This window comes from Adhaeribacter rhizoryzae (assembly GCF_008629685.1).
In the GTDB taxonomy this organism is placed as follows: Bacteria; Bacteroidota; Bacteroidia; order Cytophagales; family Hymenobacteraceae; genus Adhaeribacter; species Adhaeribacter rhizoryzae.
Genome location: NZ_VWSF01000002.1, coordinates 169810 through 185879, shown reverse-complemented (window position 1 = coordinate 185879; position 16070 = coordinate 169810). Strand labels below are relative to the sequence as shown.

Here is a 16070-nt window from a genome sequence, read left to right as displayed (position 1 = left end):
ACTATTTCTAAAGTTAACAATTAACAAATTCACTTGTTTTTACCTTTTAATTAACATAGCTGCAAATTATTGGTCTTCCGGCGGCGTTGTTAAAGCAGTAGCCGATTGTAGGCCGGTAGCCACCTGGGGAATAATGCCTAATCGTTCGTAAATAGGCCGTACCAATTTGCGTAAGTTGGGCAACTGAATGGCAAACGGAATAATACTGAGGAAGCACATAATACCACAGCCTAAAAAAGTATAAGCCACCCCAATTTTATCGGCTACCGCCCCGGCGATTAAACTGCCAAAGGGTGCCATGCCCATAAAGGCCATCGAATAAAAACTCATAACCCGGCCCCGTTTGTCATCATCCACAATGGTTTGCAAAATGGTGTTGTTGGCGGCCATCTGTACAATCATGCCCAAGCCGGTCATAAATATAAATATTAAGGCCAGCCACAAACTTTGGGTAAACGAAAAACAAATCAACCCCAAACTCATGAGTAAGGTAGCGCCAATTATTATTTTACCCAGGCCCAAAACGGAGGAGCGCTGCGCCAGGTACAAAGCGCCCAGCAAAGCCCCAATGCCCGAAGCGCCCATTAAATAACCCAGCGTATTAGCGCCACCGTGCAATATATCGCGGGCAAAAACGGGCATCAGCACACTAAAAGGCATGCCGAACAAACTGATTAAAGCAATTAACAAAATAATGGCCCGGATAGGCGGAAAACCAAAGGCATAACCAAATCCTTCTTTTAACGAACGCCAAATTTGGGCATCTTTTTTAGACTGTACGAACGGTGTTACTTTTATTAATAGCAAAGACAAAATAACGGCCACGTAACTAATGGCATTTATTAAGAAACACATACCCTCACCTACCGCCGCAATTAATATTCCCGCTATTGAAGGCCCCACCAAACGCGCCATATTAAACATCGAAGAATTTAAAGCAATAGCATTGCTCACGTCTTCACGTTTTGGAATTAAACTTACCACAAAAGCTTGCCGGGCGCTTACATCAAAAGCGTTCACAATACCCAGAAACACACTTAAGCCAATCAGCCAACCCGTAGTGGCTCTTTCGGTTAGTACCAGGGTTGCCAGCACGGAGGCTTGCACCATTGATAAAGCTTGCGTAAATATTAAAATGCGATGGCGATTAAAACGGTCGGATAACACACCGGCAAACGGACCGAGTAAAAAAGATGGAATCTGGCTGGCGAAACCCAGAATACCTAATAAAAAAACCGAATCGGTGAGGCGGTACACCAGCCAACTCATGGCAATTTGCTGCATCCAGGTACCAATCAGCGAAATACCCTGCCCGCTGAAAAACAACCGGTAATTTTTGTATTGCAAAGCCCGGAACATTTCCGATAAAGGCACCTGGCGGCGGGTAGTGGTATTGGGAAGGGTGGAACTCATCCGGAATATATTCTTGTTAAACAATTACCTGTAGCGTAGTAAATACGGTGCTAAAACAAATCTGGTAGCATAAAATTTTATTATCGTTGTAAGCCAGATACAAACATTATTTAGCTTGGGCCTAAGCCTAATTTTTATTAATTTTAATATCCGGAAGCTTGCCCCAAGGCCGGCTCTAATTGCCCCAAAAGCAATTCATCATTCATAATTTTTAATTCTTAATTTAAGAAGCGTGCCTGATTTCTCGCATTTACACTGCCATACCCAATATTCTTTACTCGACGGCCAAGCCAGCATTAGCGCCCTGATGAAAAAAGCCCAGGCCGATGGCATGAAAGCCGTCGCCATGACCGACCACGGCAATATGTTCGGGGCTTTTAACTTTGTAGCCGAAGCGAATAAATACAACGTGAAGCCGATTGTAGGCTGCGAATTTTATTTGGTAGAAGACCGCTTTAAAAAGCAGTTCAGCAAAGAGGTTAAAGACAATCGCTTCCACCAGTTGCTGCTGGCCAAAGACCAGGACGGCTATAAAAACCTGGCTAAACTGTGCTCGCTCAGCTACATCGAGGGTTTGTACAGCAAGTGGCCCCGCATCGATAAAGAACTTTTACAGAAATATTCAAAAGGTTTAATTGCCACTTCTTGCTGCATCGGGGCTGAAGTGCCGCAAGCCATTCTTTGGAAAACCGAGGAAGAAGCCGAAGAAATATTCCGCTGGTGGCTCGATTTATTTGGCGAAGATTATTACATCGAAATTCAGCGCCACGGCCTGCAAAATATTGACAACACCGGCAAAAGTCAGGAAGACATAAACCAGGTGCTGCTGAAATGGGCCAAGAAATACAATGTAAAAACCATTGCCACCAACGACTCGCACTACGTGGAGCAGGATGATTGGAGCCCGCACGATATTTTATTGTGCGTAAATACCGGCGAAGACCAGAGTATGCCCGTTGGCGATTTCTCTACCAAATATTATCGCTTCCTGACCGACAGCAACGAGGTAATTTACGACACCCTGGATAATGTCCGAAGTAAATATTCTAATTATGCTTCGGTGCGCAGTGCTTTAAATAAGATTGATGAAATGGGTACTAAAACCCGTTTTGGTTTCCCCAACGACCAGTTTTATTTTAAGAACCAAGCCGAGATGAATAAATTATTCATCGACGTACCCGAAGCCATTGACAACACGAACGAAATCATTGATAAAATAACGCCGCCCAAACTGCAGCGCGATATTTTATTACCCAACTTCCCCATTCCGGCCGAACACGCCGGGCCCGATGCATTCCTCCGCCACCTAACTTTTGAGGGCGCGAAAAAACGCTACGTCGACATAACCCCTGAAATTGAGGAGCGCTTAAATTACGAGCTGCAGATCATTGAAACCATGGGTTTTGCGGGGTACTTCCTCATTGTGCAGGATTTCATTAACAAAGGCCGCAGCATGGGCGTAGCCGTTGGTCCGGGCCGGGGTTCGGCGGCGGGTTCGGCGGTTGCCTATTGCGTGGGTATCACCAACATCGACCCAATTAAATATTCTTTGCTCTTTGAGCGATTCCTGAATCCGGAGCGGGTAAGTATGCCCGATATTGATATTGACTTCGACGACGAAAATCGCCAGCGGGTAATCGACTACGTGGTTGATAAATACGGCAAAACGCAGGTAGCCCAGATTATTACCTTTGGTACCATGGCGGCCAAATCCAGTATTAAAGACGTGGCGCGGGCCCTGGAACTGCCTTTATCCGACGCCAACGAACTGGCCAAAATGGTACCGGATGCGCCGGGCACTACCTTAGCCAAAGCCTTTGAAGAAAGCCCCGAACTAAAATCCATCCGCGACGGCAACGACTTACGGGCCAAAACCCTGAAGCTGGCCGAAAAGCTGGAAGGCTCGGTTCGGAACACGGGTATTCACGCGGCCGGCGTAATTATTGCCCCCGACGATATTACCAATTACATTCCGGTTTCAACCTCCAAAGATTCTGATTTATTAGTTACCCAGTTCGACGGTAAGGTAATTGAATCGGCGGGCATGCTGAAGATGGACTTTCTGGGCCTCAAAACCCTGACCATTATTAAAGATGCTTTAGTTTTAATTAAGCGGAACCACGGCGTTGATATCGACATTGATGAGATTCCGATGGACGACGAGAAAACGTACGAACTCTACCAGCGCGGCGATACCATCGGCACGTTCCAGTTTGAATCTGAGGGGATGCGCATGTACCTGAAGGATTTGAAGCCGACGAATATAGAAGATTTAATTGCCATGAACGCCCTTTACCGGCCCGGCCCGATGCAGTTCATCCCGAACTTTATTAACCGGAAGCACGGCCGCGAAGAGGTAGATTACCCGCACGAACTCCTGGAACCCATCCTGAATTATTCGCAGGGTATTATGGTGTACCAGGAGCAGATTATGCAAACCGCGCAAATTCTGGCCGGTTACTCACTTGGTGGCGCCGACTTGCTGCGCCGCGCGATGGGTAAGAAGGACATGAAAAAGATGGCCCAGGAGCGCGAAAAGTTTATCAAGGGGGCCAAGGAAATTCATAAAATACCGGAGAAGAAAGCCTCCGAGGTATTTGATGTAATGGAGAAATTTGCCCAGTACGGGTTTAACCGCTCCCACTCCGCCGCCTACTCGGTGGTTGCTTACCAGACCGGTTACTTAAAAGCCCATTACCCCGCCGAATACATGGCCTCCGTGCTGACGCACAACATGAACGACATTAAAAAAGTGACGTTCTTTATTGAGGAAGCGCGCAAGCAAGGCGTACAGGTGCTGGGGCCGGACGTAAACGAATCGATCTATAAATTTAACGTCAACCAGGAAGGCGCTATCCGTTTTGGTTTGGGTGCGATAAAAGGCACCGGTGAAGCAGCCGTGGAAGCTATTCTGGAAGAACGCGAGAAAAATGGCCCTTACCAGGATATTTTTGATTTTGCCAAACGAGTAAACCTGCGGGCGGTAAACAAGAAAACCTTCGAGAGTATGGCCCAGGCCGGTGCTTTTGATTCTTTCGAAAAATACCACCGCGCGCAATATTTAGATTTAGCCGAAGGCGAAACCCAAAACCTAATTGAAAAAGCCGTCCGGTTTGGTAACAACCACCAGGCCGAAGCCAGTGCCGCCCAGCAATCGCTGTTTGGCGGGGGCGCGGCCGTAGCTGCCCCGCTGCCCAAAGTACCCGAAGTAGCCCCCTGGACGCCCACCGAAAAACTGCGGCGCGAAAAAGAAGTAGTAGGCTTTTATATTTCCGGTCACCCGCTAGATCAGTTCAGCCTGGAAATTGATTCGTACTGCACCTGCTCTTTAGATAAAGTTACGGAATACAAGGGCAAGGACGTAAACGTAGCGGGGATTGTGTCGAATGTGGTAATCCGGACTTCTGCCAAAAACGGCAACCCTTTTGCCTTGTTTACGCTCGAAGATTACGACTCTACCCTGAACATGGCTTTGTTTGGCGAAGACTTTGTAAAGTTTGCCCAGTACCTGCGCGAAGGCATGTTTGTGTTTATCAAAGGCAAAGTGCAGTTGCGTTACAAAACCGAAGACCAATGGGAATTAAAACCGGTAAATATTCAGTTACTGGGCGATTTAACCGATAAAATGGCCAACGGTGTGCGCCTGGATATCGATATTCAAACCCTAAACGACCTGCTGATTGACCGGATTGAGGAAGCCGCCCAAACATCGCCGGGCGGCAAAAAACTCGAACTAATGCTGATCGACCCGACCGAAAGGCTCTCCATCGAAATGTTCTCCCGCAAGTACCGCATCGACCCGAAAACCTTTATTCAAAAAATTAAAGAGAACAATATCGGGACTTGTAAGTTGTTGTAAATTTTGACTTTGCTGCCAGTAAGTGTCAGGTGAAAAACACCTGACACGGCGGCTATCAATATAGCACACTATGGCGCGGAAGTTACTTCCGTGACTTATTAGAGTAGCTTATTTTTTGTTATTGAAGAATTAGCTGGAGATATTATAAAAAATTCAGCTTGAGATTATTGAAAGTCACGAAAATAACATCCGCGCCAAAGTGGAAAAAACACCTAACACTGCGGGTAGTCACCTTTATCCAATACTCCTTATTTTCTTATAAATGGCAATTGCAAGTTGCTCACATGAAGTATTTTCTTTAGATAAATAACCTATTGTAGGTCTTAGCCCAGGAATTTCTGTGTTATCTAACCTAAAAGGTAATATATACTCTTCATTCTCTTGAAATGCTCTAGCTTGTGCACTTTGCCTCTCATGATTTGTCCAAAGCTTATCTTTGTAGTTTCTAGAGATAAATATTACACAAAATTTAGATTTAACTCTGTAAACCTGATCTAAATGTTCATATAGATTTTTACCCCAAAGGTTTACTTGTTCATACTCATCATAAAAGATTTTAACCCCATTATCTTTAAGTTTTGCCGCAACACATTTAACAAAGTCTCTATCTTCCCCTGCAAAAGACAAAGCGACTTCAAACTCATAAAAATTTGATAAATCAATATCCGGATTAATCTTTGAAGTGTAAGGCGCATTACTATGAAGGATTAAACCTGCCGGGCGATTAGTAGATGGATCAGCAGCAACTCTTACTTGCATATCCCCTGTTTCAATTCCACCATGTTTTGGTAATTGAATTGTAATGCTTTTACCATCCGTTTTACTATTCTCTTCTGTAACAGGCATCCATGGAGTAAAATAAGGTTTTCCTATTTCACGAAATCTAAATTCGTAATTGTATTTCACACTATATTATTTTCTGCGGTATTAGGTGTTATCTCCTGACACAATTTAATTGTTTTTTTATTTACTATGATAACAAAAAAATATATGCCGCAAGTTTAGCGACAGCGTAACTTGTGGCTTTTATACAGCCAGTTTGTAACTGGCGCAAGTTGTAAACTTGCCAACAATTCTACTCCAAGTTACCGCTGCGCTCAAACTTGAAGTATACAGATAGAATATTCTCCCATATAATGAAGATTTATCTTCTCCTTAGGCTGTGCCCCACAGAACGAAAGTAGAACCTGAGTCTAAACTTATTCTGGAGGTTCGTAAGGCCCAGATCTTATAAATTATTCTTGCTTAAGTTTAAACTTAGTTCAAAGATTTATAATTTACATTTAGAACAAGTATCTGAATAAATTTTCCTGATTATATCATTTGCACTTCCTGAAGTTTGTATATGAAAGCTTTTATTCTGCTGATGCTCTTTTGCTTCACTTTTAGCCATGTAGGTGCCCAGATAACGGATGTTTCAAAAGTAAAATACATAAGCGTCATATATCTACTCGGCAGCGCAATTCCTTTAAAAGGAGCCATAATAACTACTGGCGATTCTACCATTCAATTCATTGATAAATCTTTTTTAAAGAATAAAAATTTAATAGCGCCCAATGCAATACAGGTTATAAGAAGTGCTTCTATAAGCAGGATAGAAGTAAAAAGAAAAAATAGTGCAGGCCGCGGAGCCTTACGCGGTACATTGGGCGGCGCTGCTTTTGGAGCTATTTTTGGCTATGGGATTGCTGGCAAAGGCCAGTTTTTCTCCCGCGGCGAATTGGCCAGAGTAGGAACAGTTGTATTTACTATTCCCGGTGCTATAGCAGGTACCATTGTGGAGGCAAATAAAAAAACTAAAATTAAGATAAATGGTATTGCGGCAGTGTATGCGCTTAACAGAGAAAATTTAAAAAAATATACCTTAACTGGTAATTAAATTTTCATTCTCTCCGTGGTCAGTACTGATTAACCGGATGTAGTTTGTAACTTCAACCCACATGCCGCAAGTTTAGCGACAGCGTAACTTGTGGCTTTTATCCAGCCAGTTTGTAACTGGCGCAAGTTGAAAACTTGCCAATATTTCTACTCCAAGTTACCGCTTCGCTCAAACTTGAAGTATACAGATAGAATATTCTTCCATTACCCTTTAATTTTTTCCCTAGCTGGTTCCAATGTATATTCCGTGGTATCAAACTCCAGGTAAACGCTTACGCCTGCTCCTTTTTCGGAAGTAACATCCATGTTTCCTTTCAGCGCATTTACCCGCGAGCGCAAGCTGTTCATACCCATACCATCGCCGGAAGAATTATTACTATTTAGGCCTACGCCATTGTCTTCAATTGTGATAGAAAGCATCTTATTCTGGAGGCTTAACTGTACAATAGCTTCAGTAGCTTTGGCATGTTTAATGGTATTATTCAACAGTTCCTGCACAATGCGGTAAACCGATAACTCAAAACTGGCCGAGAACCGGCCAAGTTCGCCCCAAGAATCGTATTGCACCACCAAAAGTTTATCGTTGCTGATATTGGTACAAAAGCGGCGCAAAGCTTTATCTAAGCCATGTTGTATTAATACTTCGGGCATTAAGTTGTGCGCTGTTTTCCGTACCGAAACCGAAGCTTCGTCCAGCAAGTCTACTACCTGGTGGTAACCTTTGTGTTGGATAATTTCCTGGGCCTGCAACACCAAAGAATTCATGTGCATTTTAGCGGCAGCCAGCATACCGGCTACTTCATCGTGCAGGTCGCGGGCAATGCGGGTCCGTTCTTTTTCTTCGCCCTGCATTAAGGCTTGTAACACCTGAATTTCTTTTTCCTGCTGAACTGCTTTTAATTGTTTGTCGTAAATCTTACGCTTGTAATTAAAATACAGGTAAAGCAACGTAGCCACCAATAAAGCAATTAAAAAGGCGCCTATGCTGTAAATAATATATTGCCGGCTTTTTTGTAGTTGCAGTTGCTTTTGCGCCAGCTCCTTATCTTTTTGCACCGACTGATATTTTACCTCCAGTTCATTTATAATTTTTACCTGCTTCTCGCCCAAAATACTGTCCTGGTATTGCTGAGCTAAGGTTTGGTATTTATAAGCCGGTTTATAATCGCCGGTGGCGGCATAAAGCTTATGCAAAGAGGTATAAATAGAAGCCGAAATATCGGTTGCTTTTATCTTTTCCGATTGTTCTATGGCTTCCAAGTAAAAAGTTTTGGCTTTATCATAATTGCCAGTTTCGAGGTATAAATCGCCTAATCTTTTTTTAATATCGGCTACATCATAGGGCGTTGCCAACTTTAAGGCGTAGTGCAAACCTTTCAGGCCAAACGCTATGGCTTTGGCAAATTGTTTCTCTCGTTTATAATGGTCAGCAAAATTTATATAAACAAGCTGCAGCCCGTAATCATCCTGAATCAGTTCGGCAATTTTTAAGGCCTGGTTATTTATTTTAATGGATTTTTGAAATTGCTTTAAGTCGTTTAGCACCGTACCCTGATTTATAAGCGCCCGGCACAAAGTCAAAGAATCTTTTACCTGCGCTGCCGCCTTTTCTGATTGCGTAAAATAATCATAAGCTTTCTCGTATTGCTGCATCTGCTGAAATATACCGCCCGCATTGCCGTAAGCCATAGATAATGCATCTAGCTGCGCTGATTGTTTAAAAAAGTTAATGGCAAACTGGTAATAAGTTAAGGCGCTGTCCAGTTTACTTTGGTACCGGTATAGGTTACCCATGTTAGTATAACAGGCTCCAATACCCCGCTGGAAATTTATTTCCTGATAAAGTTTTAAAGCTTCCTGGTACCGCAATAATGCCGGCTGATATTCACTGCGGTCGGAGTAAACAATGCCGCTGTAGTGCAAAGCTTTGGCCTGGCCCAGCACATAATTTATTTTTTTACTTACCTGGTTGGCTTCGGCGTAAATTTTTAAAGCGGCCTTTGGGTTAATGCTTTCCAGTACATAACCCGAATCCAGCAATTGCTTCACCAAATTGCTGTCGGGCTGCGGGCTATTACTAATTTTGGCAAACGTAAACGCCGGCAACAAGAATAACAGCATCAATAAAACAGCCAGTAAGCGGCCATTTTGGGGGAGGAAAATATTTAAAGTATAACTCGCCTTCATATAAATAAATATCAATTCAGACTTCTAAATGGAAGATAAAACTTTCTTTCTAATTCTTATAAATTGTTTCGTAAAGTCGGTTTGGCTAATCAATCAGTAGTTAATTTATGGCTTATAAATTAATCACTGTGGCAGGTGTTATCAGTTAACACGGCAGAAACTTCCTAAAATTTAATATTTTATTTTAGTATGTTCATATAACTGATGTTAAGTAAACATAAAAAATGGAGGTTTAAGTAACCCACATCTGTCATTCAGGAGGAACCTATGTAGTAGGCAGCCAAATAGTTTCCTCCTGAATGACAGATGTAGATACCATATAAAATAAGCTATATACAAGCAAATATTGCGTAACATCAGATAAAATTATGGAATTAACAGAAATCGGAAATATCCGGCTCTACAATCAGCAAATTAGCGGTACCCCATTTACCTCTGCCCAGGAAATTGTTAGTTGGCTGGGGGCTATACAAGCCCAGGATTTTGCGATGGGTAATTGGGCCATTGGCGTTCGGCTACCCAATTCCACCGAAGCTCAGATAGAAGCCGCCCTAAACGAAGGTAAAATTCTCCGGACGCATATTTTGAGACCCACCTGGCATTTTGTTTCAGCGGAAGATATTTACCCGCTGCTGGCCTTATCGGCGCCCCAAATTAAAAGCGTCATGAAACCGTGGCTTAAAAAGTTAGAATTAACAGATGCCCTGATTGCTAAAAGCAATGCTGTCCTGGAAAAAGCCCTAGCCCAAGCCGAATGTTTAACCCGCGAAGCTTTAGCCGCTGAATTGCGCCAATCCGGAATTATTACCGATAATAATCGGGCTTCGCTTTTATTAATGCACGCTGAGCAGGACGCTATTATTTGCAGCGGCCCGGTTCAAAAAAACAAACAAACTTACGCGCTGCTGGCCAAACGAGTACCCCAAAAACAAAGCTTAACCCGCGCCGAAACGCTGGCTAAACTGGCAAATACTTATTTTTTAAGCCATGGCCCGGCCACTGTACAAGACTTTGCCTGGTGGTCTGGTTTACCTATAACTGATGCCCGAAAGGCTTTAGAAGCCGTAAAAGCTAATTTTATTGCCGAAACCATAAATGCTGGTACGTATTGGTTTAGTCCGGCCGTGGCCAATTTCACCAGCAAACCAACCTGCCCCTATTTTTTACCTGCTTTCGACGAATTTATTATTAGCTACAAAGACCGGACAGCGGTGTTACTATCCGAATATCATAAAAAAGCTATTTCGAATAATGGTTTATTCCGGCCCATGGTGGTAACGGACGGCAAAGTAACTGGCTTATGGAAACGGACTATTAATAAAGATACGGCAATAATAGAAACCGAATTCTTTGACAAACCAACTACTAATAATATTTCGCTACTACAGCAAGCCGCCCAAAAGTACAGTAGTTTTCTGCAGAAGAATCCGGATATTCAATTTTAATTAAGTAAGTAAAACAAGAGGCATAATAAGAATATTTCGGCAAAAGCAATATTTAACCACTTCTCCCAAATCAGTTGTTTACCGCTATTCAAATTATTACTTTTCTGGTTCAACGTTTTAATCAATAATTCCGCAACAGTTACAAAGCCATGGGCAAATTTCACGATTCTATTAAGCCGGCGCACCAGGCATTTATACAGCAGCAGCATATCTTTTTTGTCGGTACGGCTCCTATAAATCCGGATGGGCACGTTAATTTATCGCCGAAAGGTTTGGACTGTTTCCGGGTACTATCCGAAAGCCAGGTGGGTTATATGGATTTAATTAGCAGCGGCAACGAAACTTCGGCGCACACTTTAGAAAATGGCCGCATTACCTTTATGTTTTGCTCGTTTGCCGGCGCTCCGCTTATTTTAAGGCTGTACGGCAAAGGTAAAACCGTGCTACCGGGTTCTGAAGAATGGAAAACTTTTGCCCCGCATTTTAAAATTTACCCGAGCACCCGCCAACTTATTATTGCCGACATTAATCTGGTGCAAACCTCCTGTGGCTTTGGCGTACCCTTGTTCAGTTACGAAGGCGAACGCGATATTCATTTCGACTGGGCCCGGAAAAAAGGCCCGGCTGGCTTGCAGGCCTATGTGCAGGAAAAGAACCTGGTAAGCCTGGATGGTTTACCCACCAGCTTGGGCCTGCAGGATTAAATTCACAATTAACTGTTTATCAATTATTAACATCATTAACACCTAAAGAACATAATACTTAAAAACCGAATGCAAGCTTAATTGGCGAGGATTTTGTTAAGTTTGTATTGTACTGCTAAGGGCGTATATTGGCGTTTACGAAAGGCAAAATTTAGACAACAATACGGCTAAATATTCTGGAGTTCATGCTAAACCACTAAACCGCGCGTTTATCTAGCTAAGTGTATTGGCAGTAGTTTTATATAAAGGCTGGAAAATAATCAGGGGTTTGGTAAAAGCCGGTAACACGACAGAATGGCAGTAAACAGCAATTGGCGGCGTATTTGTATAAATTGTAAATATTAAAAGTAAAATGGTAAAACTAATTAAAACAAAAGGTAAAAAGGCAGGTTTAGTAGTAATATTGTTAGCAATAAGTGCCAGTTTGGTTTGGGCGCAAAGTTTTTCCCGGCAAGGTATTTCGTTTGTTTTGCTGGATAAAACCGGCAAACCTTTAACCGATGCCGTAATTAATAACTTCCAGTACCGGATTTATTCGTTGCGCGATCCTAAGACGGTAACCGACCCGCACCTGAGTTTTGAAAAAGATACCAATCTGTTTACTTTTACCGAATCGGCAGTATCGCCGGGCATTAGCCTGGCTTTTATTAGCCCTACCGATACCATGTATGTGCAGGTGTTTGGCCGCTCTAAGCCCGACAAAGTAATAGATGGCGTTACGGTACAAAAAGGTAGTTATGTGTTAACGTCTAATGAGTTTTCTGGTAATAAACGCCTAAAGGTTGAAAACTGGAGTGACTTTCTGGAAGACGAAGAACCCGTAGATAAACAGGACATGAATAAGTTTTCTCATATTCTGCGTGACAAAAAACCCATTTCTATCGTAAAACATAATCATTAATTTAAATCTTAAGCTTTTAGGCTTAGGCTTTTTATATTTAGTAATACAAACTTTAAACTTTAAATGTCATGGGACACAAAGCAATCGAAATAACCGATGCTAATTTCGAAGAAATAATAAATTCTGATAAACCAGTTTTAGTTGACTTTTGGGCTGAGTGGTGCGGACCTTGCCGCATGGTTGGTCCGGTAGTAGAAGAACTGGCCGGCGACTACGAAGGCCGGGTGGTAGTGGGTAAAGTTGACGTTGATGCCAACCCCCAAACTTCTGCTAAATTCGGTATCCGCAGCATCCCTACCTTGTTAGTTTTCAAAAACGGCCAGGTAGTAGATAAGCAAGTAGGTGCCGTTCCTAAAAATGCTTTAGCGCAAAAACTGGAAGCCCAATTAGCTTAATTATTTCTGTAAATTATAAAAGCCCCTATTGCTTATGCAAAAGGGGCTTTTTTATGTTTATTTTAGTACAACTAACCGCTGTAGCAACCGCACAAGGTTTTTTCGCTGGTACAAATTTCGTTAAAGCCGTCTTCAATCTGCTTCATCAGCACTTCCAGGCGGTTGTTGTAATCCGTTATATTTTCGAGCTTCTCGCTTTTCAGGCCTTCTTTCAATAAATTATTTAATTCTTCGGTTTGCTTGCCTAAATCGTTATTCTTTTGGGTAAAGCGCGCTACAAAAGCGGGTACCGCATCGGGCGCAAAGCTGCTTTTAATATTATTATCGATGCAATATTTCTTTTTCAAAAACTCGGTTACTTTCGCGTCGGCGAGTTTGCGTAGGTCTTCGGTCTTTTTTAAAGCTTCCTGGGCTTTGGTAGCTTCGTAGCGTTTGTTAAAACTCAACACGGCTTCTTTTACCAGTTCCCGGCATTTAATACATTTGGTGGTGCCCACTTTTTCTACCAAAGTGTTCCGGAAAGCCAGATTCTCGTCGGTACCGGCCAGGGTAGCTAGTTTATTTACATCTTTCTCGAACAGCTCTTTGTACTGCATGTCTTCGAGTTGGTTAATGTACCGGGTAATGGCTTCGCCCTCGATGGTAGTGGCTAAATATTCTTTGTTAGGTAGCTCCACCGCGTTCAGTTTAGCCAGGTAAGCTTCGCGTTTAGCGGCATTCAGGTTATTTTTTATTTCGGTGTCTAGTTCCAGTAAGGTTAGCACCAGTTCTTTCGAATTTTTCAGGTTGTGGTCGCCTTCCAGGTACAAATCGGCGCTGGACGCCACGGCCTGGTACTCGGGTTTAAATACGGTCTGGAAAGTACTGTTTTTGGCGAACTCTTTTTCGCGCTGCCGCTGCAAACTTTTGAGGCTGCGGTAACTCTGGATAATGGAGAACAAGGTTTTGGAGTTGGCTTCCGAAATATTATTGCGGTAGTTAAGCTTGTAATGGTTCAGGTTTTGCTTTAGTTCGGCAAAGGTACGCAGGTACTCTATGTAAAACATTTCCTGCTTAAAGGTTTCGTCTTTTACCAGGCCGGCATCGTGCGCATTGGTTATTTTTTGCTTGCGCTTTTCAATCAGTTCGGTATTAATTTCGTTGCCGCTGAGTACATCGGTTTTGTACAACGATTTATAATTGGCAATAATCAGAAAAGGATAATCTTTATAATTTACCAGTTCTTCTATTTTCCGGCGATCGAGGTTAGCGTGGCCGCCGCCCAAATATTCGGCAAAACGCGCCATGCGCAAAGTTGGCTGTTTGGCATCGGGTGGCACCAGCACGTACATACGCACCGAGTGCAAGCGCGTATCAAAATCCTGGCCTTCGTACAAACGAATGGTAGAACTAAAGCGGTATTCTTTCTTTTTAGAAGTAGAACCCAATAAATTACCAAACTCCCCTACTAGCGACAACAGCGCCCCGGACGGATTGGTTAACTTCGAAATATTGAGCAACTGCGACGACACAATATTAAACATGTCGCCGGTTTCGTCGTTGGTAATGGCTTTGGCCTGAATGGTGGCTTCAATATTTTTGCTTTCGTCGGAAACCGGCAGCTTATCTATAATCCGGATAACCTCAATATTATCGCTTACCTCGGTGGTATATTCTTTTTTATCGGTGCCAATGTTAAAATTATACAGCGGGTAAATAACGTTTTCGTTGCCAAATATTTTAATATTTTTTAGCTGCGCCGAAATAAACATGTACTCCAGATCTTTGCGGTAGTTCTTTTTGTCACGGCCAGCCCCACTTTCCAGTTCGTTTACCACCCGGGTAAATTTGCTGCCGTTAAACAAATAAATGTCCGTAGAAAGGTACTGCCACTCATCCGAAAAAGTGAATTTATCCGTGAAAGTGTACGCCAGTCGGGTTTGCACCGCATTTTGGGCTCTTGCTACATACCCAAGTAGTACAAAAAGGAAAAACAGGGTAAATTTTTTGAATTGCATATTTTAAATACCGATAGCTATATTACCATCTGAAGCAATGCAAAAATATGGTATATTTTAGATTATATAAAGAAAAACAGAATAATTAATTACATAAAAAAAACCAGATACCGGCAAACCGCCCACACACCTGGTTTTAGGGTTTCTGTATAGTATTTTATTTATATATCAGCACCTCGCTTTTGCCGTCGGCTTTAATATAGCCCCGGTACATACCCGCCGAATTAAAAGGCATGGCAAAGTTACCGTTCCGGTCCAGGGCAATCACGCCGCCTTCGCCGCCCAGTTTTACCAGTTTCTTCATTACCACCTCTTCGGCCGCACTTTTTACCGATAAACCTTTGTACGCCATTAAAGCGGCAATATCGTGCGCCACCACCGACCGGATAAAATATTCGCCGTGGCCGGTAGCCGATACAGCACAGGTAGCATTGTCGGCGTAAGTGCCGGCTCCAATAATAGGAGCATCGCCTACCCGACCGTAACGCTTATTCGTCATGCCGCCCGTAGAGGTAGCCGCCGCCAGGTTCCCAAACTGATCGAGGGCAACGGCCCCCACGGTACCAAACTTTTCGCCCTCGGTAAATATTAGTTCGGCCAGCGCATTTGCTTCTTTTGTTTTGGGTGTACGAATATTGCCGCTGCCGCCCGAGTGGTCTAATTTTGTTTTTTCTTCGTTCCGGATTTTTTCCAGTTGCTGGTAGCGCGTTTCGGTGCGAAAATAAGTGGGGTCTACTAGCTCCAAGCCTTTTTCTTTCGCAAACTGCTCGGCGCCTTTGCCAATCATCATTACGTGCTCCGATTTTTCCATAACGGCCCGGGCTGCCGTAATGGGGTTTTTAATAGTTGTTACGCTGGCCACCGCACCGGCTTTTAAGGTTTTGCCATCCATAATAGCCGCATCCAGTTCGTTCTTACCTTCGTTTGTAAAAACCGCGCCTTTACCGGCATTAAACAGCGGCGAATCTTCCATTACCCGAATAGCAGCTTCCACGGCATCCAAACTGGTACCGCCTTTCTTTAAAATTGCGTAGCCGGCTTGTAAAGCCTGATTCAAAGCTTCGTTGTAAGCTTTTTCCTTTTCCGGCGTCATGTTCTGTTTGGTAATGGTACCGGCCCCACCGTGAATAACCAGGGTTATTTTATTTTTATCAAGGGTAGCAGTTGCATTCGGTTTGGTTTGCCCGGTTGCTACTAAACTAACCAGATAACAGATAAAGAGCAGGCAATTTTTAAGGAGAGTCATAAAGTAAGTGCCAGGGTAAAAAAATTATATAAAGACAAGAATATT

The 16070-nt window shown here is 43.1% G+C and carries 11 protein-coding genes; 6 read left to right on the top strand and 5 right to left on the bottom strand.

What is annotated here, in order from left to right; all coding sequences use genetic code 11:
- Positions 1 to 66: 66 nt before the first annotated feature.
- Complete coding sequence (locus F0145_RS03905; protein WP_223815805.1) at positions 67 to 1413, bottom strand: MFS transporter; 1347 nt, start codon at positions 1411 to 1413, stop codon at positions 67 to 69.
- A 232-nt stretch (positions 1414 to 1645) separates the two neighbouring features.
- On the opposite strand from F0145_RS03905, the gene dnaE reads away from it, so the two are divergent.
- Complete coding sequence (dnaE, locus tag F0145_RS03900; RefSeq protein WP_150086993.1) at positions 1646 to 5272, top strand: DNA polymerase III subunit alpha; 3627 nt, start codon at positions 1646 to 1648, stop codon at positions 5270 to 5272.
- Between the two features lie 234 nt (positions 5273 to 5506).
- Here the strand turns inward: dnaE and F0145_RS03895 are convergent, their stop codons facing one another.
- Positions 5507 to 6178, bottom strand: a complete 672-nt coding sequence (locus tag F0145_RS03895) for a toll/interleukin-1 receptor domain-containing protein (RefSeq protein ID WP_223815804.1) — start codon at positions 6176 to 6178, stop codon at positions 5507 to 5509.
- Between the two features lie 439 nt (positions 6179 to 6617).
- Here F0145_RS03895 and F0145_RS03890 point away from each other — a divergent pair, with 439 nt between their 5' ends.
- Positions 6618 to 7151 carry a hypothetical protein gene (locus F0145_RS03890; RefSeq protein ID WP_150086992.1) on the top strand — a complete coding sequence of 178 codons (534 nt, stop codon included), beginning with the start codon at positions 6618 to 6620 and terminating at the stop codon, positions 7149 to 7151.
- A gap of 203 nt (positions 7152 to 7354) precedes the next feature.
- Here the strand turns inward: F0145_RS03890 and F0145_RS03885 are convergent, their stop codons facing one another.
- Complete coding sequence (locus F0145_RS03885) at positions 7355 to 9337, bottom strand: tetratricopeptide repeat-containing sensor histidine kinase (RefSeq protein WP_150086991.1); 1983 nt, start codon at positions 9335 to 9337, stop codon at positions 7355 to 7357.
- A 368-nt stretch (positions 9338 to 9705) separates the two neighbouring features.
- Between F0145_RS03885 and F0145_RS03880 the strand changes: the two genes are divergently transcribed.
- The 4 genes from F0145_RS03880 (at position 9706) to trxA (ending at position 12782) form a co-directional block, all read left to right on the top strand.
- Entirely contained in the window at positions 9706 to 10782 is a 1077-nt protein-coding gene (locus tag F0145_RS03880) for a winged helix DNA-binding domain-containing protein (protein WP_150086990.1), read from the top strand.
- 149 nt (positions 10783 to 10931) lie between these two features.
- Positions 10932 to 11486 carry a pyridoxamine 5'-phosphate oxidase family protein gene (locus F0145_RS03875; RefSeq protein WP_150086989.1) on the top strand — a complete coding sequence of 185 codons (555 nt, stop codon included), beginning with the start codon at positions 10932 to 10934 and terminating at the stop codon, positions 11484 to 11486.
- 352 nt (positions 11487 to 11838) lie between these two features.
- Positions 11839 to 12387, top strand: coding sequence for a hypothetical protein (locus tag F0145_RS03870; RefSeq protein ID WP_150086988.1), 549 nt, complete (start codon positions 11839 to 11841; stop codon positions 12385 to 12387).
- Positions 12388 to 12455: 68 nt separating this feature from the next.
- Positions 12456 to 12782, top strand: a complete 327-nt coding sequence (trxA, locus tag F0145_RS03865) for a thioredoxin (protein ID WP_026461941.1) — start codon at positions 12456 to 12458, stop codon at positions 12780 to 12782.
- A gap of 71 nt (positions 12783 to 12853) precedes the next feature.
- Here trxA and F0145_RS03860 read toward each other — a convergent pair whose 3' ends face one another.
- Both F0145_RS03860 and F0145_RS03855 read right to left on the bottom strand, forming a co-directional pair.
- Positions 12854 to 14779, bottom strand: a complete 1926-nt coding sequence (locus F0145_RS03860) for a hypothetical protein (protein ID WP_150086987.1) — start codon at positions 14777 to 14779, stop codon at positions 12854 to 12856.
- Positions 14780 to 14936: 157 nt separating this feature from the next.
- Entirely contained in the window at positions 14937 to 16025 is a 1089-nt protein-coding gene (locus F0145_RS03855) for an isoaspartyl peptidase/L-asparaginase family protein (RefSeq protein ID WP_150086986.1), read from the bottom strand.
- Positions 16026 to 16070 lie beyond the last annotated feature (45 nt).

Coding starts and splice junctions, on each gene's coding strand:
- F0145_RS03860 (WP_150086987.1), bottom strand. CDS start 14,779: ATGCAATTCAAAAAATTTACCCTGTTTTTCCTTTTTGTACTACTTGGG.
- F0145_RS03880 (WP_150086990.1), top strand. CDS start 9,706: ATGGAATTAACAGAAATCGGAAATATCCGGCTCTACAATCAGCAAATT.
- trxA (WP_026461941.1), top strand. CDS start 12,456: ATGGGACACAAAGCAATCGAAATAACCGATGCTAATTTCGAAGAAATA.
- F0145_RS03875 (WP_150086989.1), top strand. CDS start 10,932: ATGGGCAAATTTCACGATTCTATTAAGCCGGCGCACCAGGCATTTATA.
- F0145_RS03855 (WP_150086986.1), bottom strand. CDS start 16,025: ATGACTCTCCTTAAAAATTGCCTGCTCTTTATCTGTTATCTGGTTAGT.
- F0145_RS03870 (WP_150086988.1), top strand. CDS start 11,839: ATGGTAAAACTAATTAAAACAAAAGGTAAAAAGGCAGGTTTAGTAGTA.
- F0145_RS03905 (WP_223815805.1), bottom strand. CDS start 1,413: ATGAGTTCCACCCTTCCCAATACCACTACCCGCCGCCAGGTGCCTTTA.
- F0145_RS03890 (WP_150086992.1), top strand. CDS start 6,618: ATGAAAGCTTTTATTCTGCTGATGCTCTTTTGCTTCACTTTTAGCCAT.
- F0145_RS03885 (WP_150086991.1), bottom strand. CDS start 9,337: ATGAAGGCGAGTTATACTTTAAATATTTTCCTCCCCCAAAATGGCCGC.